Annotated in this window: 14 protein-coding genes; all 14 read right to left on the bottom strand. The window is 52.2% G+C overall.

The annotated features are described in order from the left end of the window. Positions 1-109 precede the first annotated feature (109 nt). The 14 genes from ACSZPU_RS07905 to mnmG all read right to left on the bottom strand — a co-directional run bounded on the left by ACSZPU_RS07905 (position 110) and on the right by mnmG (position 14772). The gene (locus tag ACSZPU_RS07905) at positions 110-682 is read right to left on the bottom strand and encodes a hypothetical protein (protein WP_498997270.1); all 573 of its coding nucleotides are present in this window, start codon (positions 680-682) and stop codon (positions 110-112) included. A gap of 68 nt (positions 683-750) precedes the next feature. Next, complete coding sequence (gene glmS / locus ACSZPU_RS07900; RefSeq protein ID WP_498997267.1) at positions 751-2580, bottom strand: glutamine--fructose-6-phosphate transaminase (isomerizing); 1830 nt, start codon at positions 2578-2580, stop codon at positions 751-753. Positions 2581-2942: 362 nt separating this feature from the next. Beyond that, positions 2943-4313 (bottom strand): bifunctional UDP-N-acetylglucosamine diphosphorylase/glucosamine-1-phosphate N-acetyltransferase GlmU, encoded by a 1371-nt coding sequence (gene glmU / locus ACSZPU_RS07895; protein ID WP_498997265.1) that lies wholly within the window; start codon positions 4311-4313, stop codon positions 2943-2945. A 331-nt stretch (positions 4314-4644) separates the two neighbouring features. Then, the gene (locus ACSZPU_RS07890; protein ID WP_498997263.1) at positions 4645-5064 is read right to left on the bottom strand and encodes a F0F1 ATP synthase subunit epsilon; all 420 of its coding nucleotides are present in this window, start codon (positions 5062-5064) and stop codon (positions 4645-4647) included. Between the two features lie 20 nt (positions 5065-5084). Then, positions 5085-6467, bottom strand: a complete 1383-nt coding sequence (atpD, locus tag ACSZPU_RS07885) for a F0F1 ATP synthase subunit beta (RefSeq protein WP_498997261.1) — start codon at positions 6465-6467, stop codon at positions 5085-5087. 26 nt (positions 6468-6493) lie between these two features. Further along, entirely contained in the window at positions 6494-7357 is an 864-nt protein-coding gene (gene atpG, locus ACSZPU_RS07880) for a F0F1 ATP synthase subunit gamma (protein WP_494237609.1), read from the bottom strand. A 49-nt stretch (positions 7358-7406) separates the two neighbouring features. Then, positions 7407-8948: a F0F1 ATP synthase subunit alpha gene (gene atpA, locus ACSZPU_RS07875; protein ID WP_498997258.1), complete on the bottom strand. Its 1542-nt coding sequence runs from the start codon at positions 8946-8948 to the stop codon at positions 7407-7409. A gap of 12 nt (positions 8949-8960) precedes the next feature. Further along, positions 8961-9494 carry a F0F1 ATP synthase subunit delta gene (gene atpH / locus ACSZPU_RS07870; protein ID WP_498997255.1) on the bottom strand — a complete coding sequence of 178 codons (534 nt, stop codon included), beginning with the start codon at positions 9492-9494 and terminating at the stop codon, positions 8961-8963. 14 nt (positions 9495-9508) lie between these two features. Then, positions 9509-9979 carry a F0F1 ATP synthase subunit B gene (gene atpF, locus ACSZPU_RS07865; RefSeq protein WP_498997254.1) on the bottom strand — a complete coding sequence of 157 codons (471 nt, stop codon included), beginning with the start codon at positions 9977-9979 and terminating at the stop codon, positions 9509-9511. Between the two features lie 59 nt (positions 9980-10038). Continuing rightward, the gene (atpE, locus tag ACSZPU_RS07860; protein ID WP_004393045.1) at positions 10039-10278 is read right to left on the bottom strand and encodes a F0F1 ATP synthase subunit C; all 240 of its coding nucleotides are present in this window, start codon (positions 10276-10278) and stop codon (positions 10039-10041) included. A gap of 48 nt (positions 10279-10326) precedes the next feature. Beyond that, positions 10327-11145 carry a F0F1 ATP synthase subunit A gene (atpB, locus tag ACSZPU_RS07855; protein ID WP_498997251.1) on the bottom strand — a complete coding sequence of 273 codons (819 nt, stop codon included), beginning with the start codon at positions 11143-11145 and terminating at the stop codon, positions 10327-10329. An 8-nt stretch (positions 11146-11153) separates the two neighbouring features. Then, positions 11154-11534, bottom strand: coding sequence for a F0F1 ATP synthase subunit I (atpI, locus tag ACSZPU_RS07850; protein ID WP_498997250.1), 381 nt, complete (start codon positions 11532-11534; stop codon positions 11154-11156). A 614-nt stretch (positions 11535-12148) separates the two neighbouring features. Further along, a complete protein-coding gene (gene rsmG / locus ACSZPU_RS07845; protein ID WP_498997247.1) occupies positions 12149-12772 on the bottom strand; it encodes a 16S rRNA (guanine(527)-N(7))-methyltransferase RsmG in 624 nt (207 codons plus the stop codon). Positions 12773-12882: 110 nt separating this feature from the next. Then, the gene (gene mnmG, locus ACSZPU_RS07840) at positions 12883-14772 is read right to left on the bottom strand and encodes a tRNA uridine-5-carboxymethylaminomethyl(34) synthesis enzyme MnmG (RefSeq protein WP_498997244.1); all 1890 of its coding nucleotides are present in this window, start codon (positions 14770-14772) and stop codon (positions 12883-12885) included. Positions 14773-15128: the final 356 nt, after the last annotated feature.

The following is a 15128-nucleotide window of genomic DNA, read 5'->3' as shown; positions in this document are numbered from 1 at the left end:
ATAGTCATGATAATAGGGCCTTCTGATTAGAAGGCCCTATTATCAATGATTTTTATCCTCGTGACGACACTATCTAACTAAAAGCGAGAAAAAGTAGCCGTAGATCAATTCATTTACGCTTTGATTGCGTCAATGCCTGGCGTCGATACTGAGCTATTCTGAGCGACACACGCCACTGTGTCAGCTTTGTCAGTTCCGGTGCGTTCATGACCTGGCGCGCAAGCCATAAGAGAAGTGAACTTCCCGCCCAATATCCCACACTTAGCCACGAAAAAGGGGCGAACAGCAGCCATCCTGCCACCAGCACATTGCAAACGCATAACAGTGACCAGACGGCTAAAAACAGTCTCAGGGATAACGTACTCCCTTTGTCGAATCTTAATAGCGCCACCACCAGCAGAGCACACACAACAACACCTGCGATAACACCCCAGCCGCCGACCACAGGTTTAAGCGCAATAGCCAGACCGACATCGCTCAACAGCAATGCATAAAACATCACCGTGACGCTGCCGAAATACGTCGCCACGCCAACATAGTAAGCCTTCGGCATCTCCTGAAAGTCTTCTGCCAACTGTTTTACCTGCGCCATCTTACGGCCGGATATCCCCACCTCCACCTTTTGGCAATAGTCGATGAGTGCCAAAAATTTGCGCCCGACGATGCGTTTCAACAGATTCATTTTCATCCTGAAAAAAAAGAGGCTGCCATCAGGCAACCTCTTTTATGCGTTATGACGTCTTTACGTCCTTATTCCACGGTAACCGATTTTGCCAGGTTACGCGGCTGATCCACGTCGGTGCCTTTAATCAGCGCAACGTGATAGGCCAGCAGCTGCAGCGGAACGGTGTAGAAGATAGGCGCAATAACTTCATCAACGTGTGGCATATCAATGATATGCATGGTATCACTGCTGACAAAACCTGCATCCTGATCGGCAAAGACATACAGGACACCGCCACGCGCGCGAACTTCTTCAATGTTGGATTTCAGTTTTTCCAGCAGTTCGTTGTTCGGAGCAATAACGACGACCGGCATGTCATCATCAATCAGCGCCAGCGGGCCGTGTTTCAGCTCGCCTGCGGCATAGGCTTCCGCATGAATATAGGAAATCTCTTTCAGCTTCAGCGCGCCTTCCAGCGCGATCGGATACTGATCGCCACGGCCAAGGAACAGGGCGTGATGCTTGTCGGAGAATCCCTCAGCCAGCTGCGCAATACGTTTATCCTGCGGCAGCATCTGTTCAATACGGCTCGGCAGCGTCTGCAGTGCATGGACGATGTCATGCTCGACAGACGCATCCTGCCCTTTCAGACGGCTCATCTTCGCCACCAGCATCAGCAGCACGGTTAACTGAGTGGTAAAGGCTTTGGTTGAAGCCACGCCAATCTCTGTACCCGCATTGGTCATGATGGCCAGGTCGGATTCACGCACCAGTGAGGAACCCGGAACGTTGCAGATGGCCAGCGAGCCCAGATACCCCAGCTCTTTAGACAAGCGCAGACCCGCCAGGGTATCTGCCGTTTCGCCAGACTGAGAAAGCGTAATCATCAGGCTATTGCGGCGTACAGCGGATTTGCGGTAACGGAATTCGGAGGCAATTTCCACATCACAGGGCACACCCGCCAGCGATTCAAACCAGTAGCGGGAAACCATACCGGAGTTGTATGACGTCCCGCAGGCAATGATCTGGATGTGCTCGACCTTGCTCAGCAGCTCATTCGCCTGCGAACCCAGCTCGCTTAAATCCACTTCACCGTGGCTGATACGCCCGGTCAGGGTGTTTTTAATCGCGTTCGGCTGTTCGTAGATCTCTTTCTGCATGTAGTGACGGTAAGCGCCTTTGTCGCCTGCGTCATATTGCAGATTGGATTCGATCTCCTGACGCTTAACCGGCGCGCCAGCTTTATCGAACACGCTTACGCTACGGCGGGTAACCTCAGCAATATCGCCCTCTTCGAGGAAGATAAAACGACGGGTGACCGGCAGCAGTGCCAACTGATCGGAAGCGATAAAGTTTTCGCCCATACCCAGACCGATGACCATCGGACTACCGGAACGCGCCGCCAGCAGCGTGCTCGGATCGCGGGAATCCATGATTACCGTACCGTATGCACCACGTAGCTGCGGGATAGTGCGCAGTACAGCGTCACGCAGCGTACCGCCTTGCGCCAGCTCCCAGTGCACTAAGTGAGCAATCACTTCGGTGTCGGTTTCAGACACGAACGTGTAGCCACGCGCTTTCAGTTCTTCGCGCAGCGGTTCGTGGTTTTCGATAATGCCGTTGTGTACTACAACGATGTGTTCAGACACATGCGGGTGTGCGTTGCCTTCTGACGGTTCGCCATGTGTTGCCCAACGGGTGTGAGCAATACCAGTACCACCGTGTAACGGATGTTCTTCCGCAGCCTGAGCCAGCATCTGTACTTTACCGAGACGACGCAAACGGGTCATATGACCTTCTGCATCAACCACTGCCAGACCGGCAGAGTCGTAACCACGGTATTCCAGACGACGTAAGCCTTCCAGAAGGATTTCAGCAATATCACGCTGCGCAACTGCGCCAACAATTCCACACATAGTTAGATTTCCTGATTATGGCGTTATGCCATGCGTTGTCGCTGACCTGTATTTACCCTTTGTCTTTCACGCTGTAACTGCGTTGGCTGCATGTGTTCGCCACGGTCACTTACATCAGTAAGCGCCCATGGCCTCACGCATTTGCCGCCTTGCCACAACGCGAAATCCTTTGGGTAATGCCCTTTTTGGGCGCCCCGAGCCTTGTAGAGAGTGGGGTTATTTTTATGGTACTGCCTATCGGGCGGGGGATTATGTTATCCCCTCATCCCGGCCCTCTCCCCAAAGGGGCGAGGGAGATACACACCACACCAAACGATCCTCTCTCCCCTTTGGGGAGAGGGTTAGGGTGAGGGGTAAATCTTTTACTTTTTCTTTACCGGACGCAGCCAGCCTTTTTTATGAACCTGCGGCACACGGCTTAAAACTAATTCGTTATCGGCAACATTACGGGTAACCGTTGTTCCTGCGGCAATGGTTGCGCCATTGCCCACGCTTACCGGCGCCACCAGCTGGGTATCGGACCCGACAAACACATCATCGCCAATAATGGTCTTGTGTTTGTTGGCGCCATCGTAGTTACAGGTGATGGTGCCCGCGCCGATATTCACGTTGTCGCCAATTTCAGCATCGCCGAGGTAAGTCAGATGACCCGCTTTTGAGCCTTTGCCCAGACGCGCCTTTTTCATCTCAACGAAGTTGCCCACATGCGCACCTTCCAGCAGTTCCGCTCCTGGACGCAGGCGAGCAAAGGGACCGATCGTACACGCGGCTTCAAGCGTGGCATCTTCCACCACGCTATAAGGGCTGATTTCGCAGTCATCACCAATCACGCTGTTTTTGATGACACAGCCCGCGCCAATTTTGACGCGGTTGCCGAGTGTAACGTCACCTTCAACGATCACGTTAGCATCAATCTCAACATCCCGCCCATGGCTCAGCGTTCCACGCAGATCGAAACGTACCGGATCGCGCAGCATAACGCCGGCGAGCAGTAATCTTTCTGCCTGCTCAGTTTGGTACACGCGTTCGAGGCGAGAGAGCTGGAGGCGGTTGTTCACGCCTTCCACTTCACTCAGGCGTTGCGGATGGACGGCAGCGATTTCATGGCCTTCCTGATACGCGAGAGCAATGATATCGGTGATGTAATATTCACCCTGCGCATTATTATTGGTGAGCTGACTCAGCCAGCGTTTCATATCGCCGCCGTTAGCGATCAGAATACCGGTGTTAATTTCCTGAATCTGACGCTGCTCGTCGGTTGCATCTTTATGTTCAACGATGCCTGTCACGTTACCGTTCTCACGCGTGATACGACCGTATCCACTTGGATCGTCGAGCTTAACGGTCAGCAGGCCAATGCCTCCTTGCGGCTTGGCTTCGCGCAGGCGGGTAAGGGTGTCGATAGAAATCAGCGGCACATCGCCATAAAGCATCAGGATGTCTTCATCGTCGGCAAAGAACGGTGCAGCCTGCTGCATCGCATGCCCGGTACCCAGTTGCTCGGCCTGTAACACCCAATTGAGTTTGTCGTCAGACAGTGTTTGTTTTAACAGATCGCCGCCGTGTCCATAGACAAGGTGCACATGATCGGCGCCAATATTGTTAGCCGCATCAATGACATGCTGAACCATCGCTTTCCCTGCAAGGGTGTGCAGCACCTTCGGAAGATCGGAATACATGCGTGTGCCTTTGCCCGCGGCAAGGATCACCACACTCATTTTCGTGTTCAACATACGCGTCCTGACTGTAATTTGAATGGAAGTTTTACTGTTTCACCTTGAAAATTCTACATTTTTTTCAACGCGAAATGGTAAGAAAGTAAAATGCGCGACCTGCCTCACCAAAGCGTAATTTAGGGCATTTTTCCCGGTTTTACACGGGTCTTTGTCTGCAAAAAAGGAACTTAAAGCCTCTGAATTGTGAGCATGGCGATGTTTTTGCTCTTTTTTTTACGAGTAAATAAAGTCCCGGTTAAGTCATTTGCATAATCAATAAAAGTACAGATTTTGCCCATAAAAAAAGCCAGCCTGATAATCAGACTGGCTTTTTGACTTTAAGCCGGTGTTACATCGCTTTTTTGGTCAACTCGATAACGCGCAGTTTCGCAATAGCTTTCGCCAGTTCGGCAGAGGCCTGAGCGTAATCCACGTCGCCGTGAGAGCTCTTAATATGCTCTTCGGCTTTACGTTTCGATTCCAGCGCACGCGCTTCGTCGAGATCCTGTCCACGAATTGCCGTATCAGCCAGAACGGTCGTGCTACCAGGCTGCACTTCAAGAATGCCGCCTGACAGATAGATAAACTCTTCATGACCGTGCTGTTTAACGATGCGGATCATACCAGGCTTAATGGCGGTGAGCAGCGGGGCGTGGCCCGGGTAAATACCCAGTTCACCTTCGCTACCCGTTACCTGGATTTTTTCGACCAGACCAGAGAACATTTGTTTCTCTGCGCTGACGACGTCCAGGTGGTAAGTCATTGCCATATCACCCTCCGATTAAGGCGTTAAAGTTTTTTGGCTTTTTCCACGGCTTCGTCGATAGAACCGACCATGTAGAACGCCTGCTCTGGCAGATGATCGTATTCGCCTTCCATGATGCCTTTAAAGCCACGGATGGTGTCTTTCAGGGAGACGTATTTGCCCGGAGAACCGGTAAATACTTCTGCCACGAAGAACGGCTGGGACAGGAAGCGCTGGATCTTACGCGCGCGTGCTACCACCAGTTTGTCTTCTTCTGAGAGTTCATCCATACCCAGGATGGCGATGATGTCTTTCAGTTCCTGATAACGTTGCAGCAGGGACTGTACGCCACGCGCGGTGTCGTAGTGTTCCTGACCAACCACCAGAGGATCCAACTGACGGCTGGTGGAGTCCAGCGGGTCAACGGCCGGGTAGATACCCAGAGACGCGATCTGACGGCTCAGTACCACGGTTGCATCTAAGTGAGCAAAGGTTGTGGCTGGCGATGGGTCAGTCAAGTCATCCGCAGGTACGTATACCGCCTGTACGGAGGTGATAGAACCGGTTTTGGTGGAGGTGATACGTTCTTGGAGAACGCCCATCTCTTCCGCCAGAGTCGGCTGATAACCTACCGCTGAAGGCATACGACCCAGCAGTGCAGATACTTCTGTACCGGCCAGGGTGTAACGATAGATGTTATCGACGAACAGCAGTACGTCGCGACCTTCGTCACGGAATTTCTCCGCCATGGTCAGGCCGGTCAGTGCAACGCGCAGACGGTTTCCCGGTGGCTCGTTCATCTGGCCGTAAACCAGGGACACTTTGTCCAGTACGTTGGAGTCGGTCATTTCGTGGTAGAAGTCGTTACCCTCACGAGTACGCTCACCCACGCCTGCAAACACGGAGTAACCGGAGTGCTCGATCGCGATGTTACGGATCAGCTCCATCATGTTTACGGTTTTACCTACACCCGCACCACCGAACAGACCGACTTTACCGCCCTTAGCGAACGGACACATCAGGTCGATAACTTTGATACCGGTTTCCAGCAGTTCCTGAGAGCTGGACAGCTCTTCGTAGGACGGTGCTGCGCGGTGAATCGCCCAACGGTCTTCTTCACCGATGTCGCCTTTCATGTCGATCGGCTGACCCAGGACGTTCATGATACGACCCAGGGTTGCTTTACCTACCGGGACTTCGATCGGGTGTTCGAGGTCTTTTACTTCCAGACCACGACGCAGACCGTCGGAAGAACCCATGGCGATGGTACGTACGATACCACCACCGAGCTGTTGCTGAACTTCCAGCACCAGGCTCTCGTTAACATTGTTTACCTCAAGAGCATCGTACACGCGCGGTACGGCATCCTGAGGGAATTCGACGTCAACCACGGCGCCGATTACCTGGACAATTTTTCCAGTAGCCATCATGAATCCTCTACGAATTAACCTGGTTATACCGCGGATGCACCACCGACGATTTCGGTGAGTTCCTGAGTAATGCTGGCCTGACGAGCTTTGTTGTATACCAACTGCAGCTCTTTAATCAGGCTGCCGCCATTGTCGGTCGCGGCTTTCATCGCCACCATACGTGCGGCCTGCTCGCTGGCCAGGTTTTCAACAACACCCTGATAAACCTGAGATTCCACATAACGACGCAGGAGAGTATCCAGCAGCGCTTTTGGATCAGGCTCATACAGATAATCCCAGGATTTACGCTTCAACTCTTCATCTTCTGCAGCCGGTAACGGCAGCAACTGAGTGATAGTCGGAACCTGAGACATGGTGTTGATAAATTTGTTACTGACAATATAAAGCTTGTCCAGACGACCTTCGTCGTAAGCCTGCAACATGACTTTTACCGGGCCGATCAGTTCGGACAGGGAAGGGTTATCCCCCATACCGGTTACCTGAGCGACGACGTTGCCACCTACGGAATTAAAGAAAGACACGCCTTTAGAGCCGATCATCGCGAGATCGCTTTGAACGCCTTTATCGGACCAGACTTTCATATCCGCCAGCACTTTTTTGAACAAGTTAATGTTCAAGCCACCACACAGACCACGGTCGGTCGACACCACCAGGTAGCCCACGCGTTTAACGTCGCGTTCTTCCAGGTACGGGTGCTTATATTCCAGATTACCGTTCGCAAGGTGACCGATCACTTTGCGCATGGTATCTGCATATGGACGGCTGGACGCCATGCGATCCTGCGATTTACGCATTTTGGAAGCGGCGACCATCTCCATCGCTTTAGTGATCTTTTGCGTGTTCTGGACGCTTGCGATCTTACTACGTATCTCTTTTGCGCCGGCCATGAGCTTCTCCTCAATGCTTGCGGCCTGTCCTAAGACAAGCCGCCAGACGTTACCAGGACTGGGTTGCTTTGAAGGAATCGAGGATGCCTTTCAGCTTGCCTTCGATTTCGTCGTTATAGCCACCGGACTGGTTAATCTCTTGCATCAGCGGAGCGTGATCACGGTCAACGTAAGCCAGCAGAGCGGCTTCGAAGCTACCGATTTTCGCCAGTTCCACATCTTCGAGGTAACCGCGTTCAGCCGCGAACAGCACCAGGCCCTGTTGTGCAACAGACATAGGGGCATACTGTTTCTGTTTCAGCAGCTCGGTCACTTTCTGACCATGGCTCAGCTGTTTACGGGTTGCTTCATCCAGATCGGATGCAAACTGCGAGAACGCAGCCAGCTCACGATACTGTGCCAGCGCGGTACGGATACCACCGGACAGTTTCTTGATGATCTTGGTCTGAGCAGCACCACCCACACGGGATACGGAGATACCCGGGTTAACCGCCGGACGAATACCGGAGTTAAACAGGTTGGTTTCCAGGAAGATCTGACCATCGGTAATAGAAATTACGTTGGTCGGAACGAACGCAGAAACGTCACCCGCCTGGGTTTCAATGATTGGCAGCGCGGTCAGAGAACCGGTTTTACCTTTCACAGCACCTTTGGTGAAAGCTTCAACGTATTCAGCATTAACGCGGGATGCGCGCTCCAGCAGACGAGAGTGGAGATAGAATACGTCGCCCGGGAATGCTTCACGTCCTGGCGGACGACGGAGCAGCAGGGAAACCTGACGGTAAGCAACAGCCTGTTTAGACAGGTCATCGTATACGATCAGCGCATCTTCACCGCGGTCACGGAAGTATTCGCCCATTGCGCAACCGGCGTAGGGTGCCAGGTATTGCAGTGCAGCAGATTCAGACGCAGTCGCCACCACAACGATGGTGTTGGACAGTGCGCCGTGCTCTTCCAGTTTACGAACCACGTTAGAAATGGTGGACGCTTTCTGGCCGATAGCCACGTACACACATTTAATACCGGAATCGCGCTGGTTGATGATCGCATCGATTGCCATCGCGGTTTTACCGGTCTGACGGTCACCGATGATCAGTTCACGCTGACCACGACCGATTGGGATCATGGCATCAACGGATTTATAACCGGTTTGTACCGGCTGATCGACGGACTGACGTTCGATAACGCCCGGGGCGATAACTTCGATTGGCGAGAAGCCATCGTTATCAACCGGACCTTTACCGTCGATTGGTGCACCCAGGGTGTTCACCACGCGACCCAGCAGGCCACGGCCAACCGGAACTTCCAGAATACGACCAGTACACTTGACCTTCATGCCTTCGGCGAGGTCAGCATACGGACCCATCACAACTGCACCAACGGAGTCGCGCTCCAGGTTCAGTGCGATAGCGTAACGGTTACCCGGCAGGGAGATCATCTCACCCTGCATACAGTCGGCAAGACCGTGAATGCGGATAACACCGTCACTTACAGAAACAATAGTACCTTCGTTGTGAGCTTCACTCACAACATTGAACTGAGCAATGCGCTGCTTGATCAGTTCGCTGATTTCGGTGGAATTCAGTTGCATGCTCCAGTCCCCTTAAGACTGCAAGACGTCTGCGAGGCGTTCAAGACGGCCGCGGACGCTGCCATCAATGACCATATCACCCGCACGGATGATAACACCTGCCATTACAGACTTATCGATTTTGCAATTCAGCTTAACTTTGCGTGACAGACGTTTTTCCATCGCGGCGCTGATTTTCGAAAGCTGTTCTTCACTCAGTGCGGTCGCAGAGGTCACTTCGACTTCTGCGATAGCCTCGCTGGCTGCACGCAATTGAACAAACTGCTCAAGAACATCAGGGAGCACTTTAAGACGACCATTTTCTGCCATCACCCGAATCAGGTTCTGACCATTGTCGTCAAGTTGCTCCCCACAGACTGCGATAAACGACCCGGCGAGCGTTTCCGGTGCAATAGCACCGGAGAGAAGCTCTGCCATCTGTTCGTTTTTCGTCACCTCGGCCGCGAACGCCAGCATATCCTGCCAGCGATCAACACCCTGGTGTTCGACAGCAAAGTCAAAAGCTGCTTTGGCGTAGGGGCGAGCTACCGTTACAAATTCAGACATCGGCCCCTCCCTCCTTACAGTTCAGCGACCAGATTATTCACGATGTCGCTGTTAGCAGCTTCATCCACGGAACGCTCGATGATCTTCTCGGCGCCGGCAACAGCCAGCAGAGCCACTTGTTTACGCAGCTCTTCGCGAGCACGTTTACGCTCGGCGTCAATTTCCGCCTGCGCCTGCGCCACGATTTTAGTGCGTTCCTGCTCGGCTTCAGCTTTAGCTTCGTCCAGGATCTGAGCGCGGCGTTTGTTCGCCTGCTCAATGATGACCTGAGCCTCTGCTTTCGCTTTTTTCAGCTGGTCGGTCGCATTGGCCTGTGCAAGGTCCAAATCCTTCTTAGCTCGTTCTGCAGAAGCCAAACCGTCAGCGATTTCTTTCTGACGTTTTTCAATGGCTGCCATTAATGGTGGCCACACGTACTTCATGCAGAACAGAACGAACAGGACAAACGCGATGGCCTGGCCGAGGATTGTTGCGTTTAGATTCACAGCACAATGCCTCTTATCTGGTTAACGTTCTAAATACTTGCTGTAAAAAGCAACCCTTACTACGCGACAGCAAACATCACGTACAGACCCAGACCTACAGCGATCATCGGGATTGCGTCCACCAGACCCATAACGATAAAGAACTGAGTACGCAGAAGAGGAATCAGATCTGGCTGACGCGCTGCGCCTTCCAGGAATTTCCCACCGAGGATGCCGATACCGATCGCAGCACCGATTGCCGCCAGACCCATCATAATAGCGGCAGCCATGTACAGCAGATCCATATTCAGGTTTTCCATGACAGTCTCCAGATTGTTTCAGTTAAAACGTAGTAGTGTTGTTAAAAATCAATGCTCTTCAGATGCCATCGACAGATAGACGATCGTCAGAACCATGAAAATGAAGGCTTGCAGCGTAATGATCAGGATGTGGAAAATGGCCCATGGCACATTCAGAATCCACTGTGACCACCACGGCAACAGACCAGCAATCAGAATGAAGATCAACTCACCGGCGTACATGTTGCCGAACAGTCGCAGACCGAGAGAAACCGGTTTGGACAGCAGGCTAACACCTTCCAGGATAAGGTTGACCGGGATAAACACCGGGTGGTTGAACGGCTGGAGTGTCAGCTCTTTAGCAAAACCACCCAGGCCTTTCATTTTGATGCTGTAGAACAGAATCAGGATAAATACGCCCAACGCCATCGACAGGGTGATGTTCACGTCTGCGGACGGCACTACGCGAAGAGCAGGTAGACCAAGGTATTTTTCAGCGATGGTCGGCAGCAAATCGATAGGCAGTAAATCCATCAGGTTCATCAGGAATACCCAGACGAAAATCGTCAGGGCCAGTGGCGCGATAAGCTTGCTTTTGCCCTGGTACATGTCTTTCACGCTACCGTGGACAAAACCAATAACCAGCTCAATCGCGGTCTGGAATTTCCCCGGGACGCCGCTGGTGGACTTTTTGGCTACGCTACGGAACATCACCAGGAACAACAGACCCAGAACCACCGAGAAAAACATGGAGTCAATGTTGAGAGTCCAGAAGGTGGCCGGGGGGTTATGCGGATCCACCAGCGAAAGCGTACGAAGGTCAATCTGAAGGTTATTCAGATGGTGGCCTATGTACTCCTGCGGTGTTGAGATTTCTCCTGCAGACATGATGCCTCTTACCCTTTGTTGTTAATTACAGCGGGTGCCAGTATCTGAACAACCAGCACCGAAACCCACGTGACTATCAGCGGTAAAAACACCGCCTTTAAAACCGCCAGCGCCATCACCAGCAACACGAATGTTGCTAGCACCTTGAACACTTCGCCGAAGGCGAAGGACCAGGCCACTCGGCCTTTAGCAGGTGTATGCGCCTGATGACGCCAGGCAAAAATCATAAACAACATATTTGGCAGAAAGACTGCCATACCGCCGCACACGGCGGAAGTGCCCCAGAAGGGGTCTTTGAGGCTGAACAGCAATCCGCTTGCTATTACCGCCAGGAACTGAATAAGCAGAAGTCTGCGAGCAACATTTCGACCCAAGAGCGACACAGACATCACTTTTAACTCCTGCTCACTTCGAGGTAGGCCGCGTGTCGTATAAAACGTTCTTTAAGGCCCGGAGTCAAGCATCAAAAAGCGGTCAAATTATACGGTGCGGCCTCGTGATTTCAAACAATAAGTAGCGAAAACGTGAATAAATGTTTAAATAATTTTCTCGGGCGCTATTTTTCAACTTTTAGTGAAACTGTGAACCATTGGGCAAAACGTCAAATAACGCGAAACACCTGCTGCTAAAGCGTGCACCAGATCACAAATTGAACATTTATGCGCTCGCCAAAATATCGCCGTAGGTAATTTGAGTCTTTTCATCTTTTTGATATTCAATATGATTACTGACAACTCTTTTTAAAACAGCTCGATATACAATAAAAACCTTTCATTGACATTTATCGTAATCATTTAACATTCATCAATTCGTGCACCAGCCGATTTTTAGCAGGCTGATATTTTCGCAGTTGACTATTTTAAGGGTTAAGCAAAAGAGCGGCGTTAAAACTTAGAAAAAACAAAGTGAAATATGCGTTAAATGTAACCGAACGTATCACTGTTTTTTACGCCGTTTTTTAACATTCAGAAAACAGCACGAATTCTACATTTTTTTATAAAAATTAAATTTTGTTTGCCTTAATGACCACAAGATGACGGTCGCCCTCAAGGTGAGGAACGGCTAATTTGACGATAGATTCCACCGAAAATTCCGCAGGCAAAGTCGCGATTTCATCATTCGGAATCAAACCCTTAAGTGCATAAAACTTCCCGTGTGCTCCCGGCAGATGATGGCACCAGCTCACCATATCGTTCAATGATGCGAATGCCCGGCTGATGACGCCATCAAAAGGCGGCTCGGCAGGGAAATCCTCTACACGACTCTGCACCGGGGTGACGTTCGTCAGGTGAAGCTCATGCTGAACCTGGCGCAGGAAACGTACGCGCTTACCCAGGCTATCCAGCAGGGTGAAGTGTGCATCCGGAAGGACAATGGATAACGGGATCCCCGGCAGGCCCGGCCCCGTACCGACATCGATAAACCGCTCACCCTGCAAGTGCGGTGCAACCACAATGCTGTCGAGGATATGGCGGATCAGCATCTCGTTCGGGTCACGTACAGAAGTCAGGTTGTATGCCTTGTTCCATTTGTGGAGCAGTTCGACATAGGCCACCAGCTGATTTTTCTGGTGATCGGTGAGCGAAATACCGGCTTCATCGAGCAGACGAGAGAGTTTATTGAGCACAGAGAATATACCTGTTGAGATGCTTAAGTGGCGGGTGGCACTTCGCTAACCCGCCCCATGGGGTTCGGCAGGCCCGGTAAGCGCAGCGCCACCGGGCAATGTTCAAGGAGTTACGCGCTGCGGCGCAGCATACCCTGTTTTTTCAACCAGACCAGCAGAATGGAGATCGCCGCCGGCGTGATCCCGGAAATACGCGATGCCTGTCCGATGGACGCCGGTTTGTGATCGTTTAGCTTCGCGATCACTTCATTCGACAGGCCGCTGACCTGACGATAATCCAGCGATGCAGGCAGGATCGTATTCTCGTTACGCTGCTGCTTTTCAATTTCATCCTGCTGACGGGCGATATACCCCTCGTATTTCACCTGGATCTCAACCTGCTCAGCCGCCTGTTCGTCGCTCAGTCCAGGAACAAACGGGGTCAGCTGTACCAACTGTTCGTAGGTCATCTCCGGGCGACGGAGCAAATCTTCACCGCTGGCTTCACGCGAAAGCGGTGCCGTCAGGTTTTTATTCACTTCCGGCGCGTTTTCTGAGGTTGGGTTCACCCAAATGGATTTCAGGCGCTGACGCTCACGTTCGATATTTTCGAGCTTCTCGTTGTAGCGCGCCCAGCGTTCGTCATCCAACAGCCCCAGTTCGCGGCCGATTTCAGTCAGACGCAGGTCGGCGTTATCTTCGCGCAGCATCAGGCGATATTCGGCACGGGAGGTAAACATGCGGTACGGTTCTTTGGTACCCAGCGTACACAGATCGTCCACCAGCACGCCCAGATAAGCCTGAGAACGCGCCGGCGCCCAGCCCTCTTTCTCGGCAGAAGAACGCGCGGCGTTCAGACCGGCCAGCAGCCCCTGGGCCGCGGCTTCTTCGTAGCCAGTGGTGCCGTTGATCTGCCCAGCGAAGAACAGACCGTGGATGTATTTGCTTTCCAGTGTCGGTTTCAGGTCACGCGGGTCGAAGAAATCGTACTCAATGGCATAACCAGGACGAACGATTTTGGCGTTTTCCATCCCCTGCATGGAGCGGACGATTTTCATCTGCACATCGAACGGCAGGCTGGTGGAGATACCGTTCGGGTAAATTTCGTTAGACGTCAGTCCTTCCGGCTCCAGGAAGATCTGGTGCTGGTTCCTGTCGGCAAAGCGCATCACTTTGTCTTCGATCGACGGGCAGTAACGCGGGCCGATCCCTTCGATCACGCCGGCGTACATCGGGCTGCGATCGAGGTTATTACGGATAACGTCGTGAGTTTTCTCGTTGGTGTGGGTGATGTAGCACGGCACCTGACGTGGGTGTTGCGCTGCATTGCCCATGAACGAGAAGACTGGCATTGGATTATCGCCGTGCTGTTGCGCCAGAACGCTAAAATCGATGGTACGGGCGTCGATACGCGGCGGGGTGCCAGTTTTCAGACGGCTTACGCGCAGCGGCAATTCACGCAGGCGACGAGAAAGCGGAATGGACGGCGGATCGCCAGCACGGCCACCGCTGTAGTTGTCCAGCCCGATATGAATTTTGCCATCGAGGAATGTCCCGACGGTCAGTACAACCGCTTTAGCGCGGAATTTCAGTCCCATCTGGGTTACTGCACCCACCACCCGATCGTTTTCCACGATCAGATCTTCAACCGCCTGCTGGAAGATCATCAGGTTAGGCTGGTTTTCCAGCGCGGTACGTACAGCCTGACGATAAAGCACGCGGTCAGCCTGCGCACGAGTAGCGCGCACCGCCGGGCCTTTGCTGCCGTTTAGTATCCTAAACTGAATACCTGCCTGGTCGATCGCTTTAGCCATCAGGCCGCCGAGAGCATCCACTTCTTTTACCAGGTGTCCTTTCCCAATACCGCCAATAGCCGGGTTGCAGCTCATTTGCCCCAGCGTGTCGATATTGTGTGTCAAAAGCAGAGTCTGTTGACCCATACGCGCTGCGGCCATCGCGGCCTCAGTGCCTGCATGACCCCCGCCAATGATGATGACGTCAAAAGGATCCGGATAAAACATGGTGTATTGCCTCGCGTAAAGCGGTTAGAAAGTGGATTGATGCTGGGCCGTGGATTCTACTCAACTTTAGCTCAGTGAGAAAGCATCAGGCTCCCGGGTATTAAAAAGAAGATCTTTATATAGAGAGATCTGTTTTATTGTGATCTCTTATTAGGATCGACCAGGCTTGTGGATAACCCGGATCCTGACATGAAGATCATGATGTTAGCCTGGATCATTAGCTGTGAATGATCGGTGATCCAGGTCCGTATAAGCTGGGATCAGAATGGGTAGTTATGCACAACTCAAAAACTAAGCGACGGTTATACTTTGGATAACTACCGGTTGATCAGTGCTTTTAAGCATAGTTATCCACA

The sequence above is a fragment of the Phytobacter sp. V69 genome (genome assembly GCF_965644215.1).
Classification (GTDB): domain Bacteria; phylum Pseudomonadota; class Gammaproteobacteria; order Enterobacterales; family Enterobacteriaceae; genus Phytobacter.
This window is presented reverse-complemented; position numbering and strand designations above follow the sequence as displayed.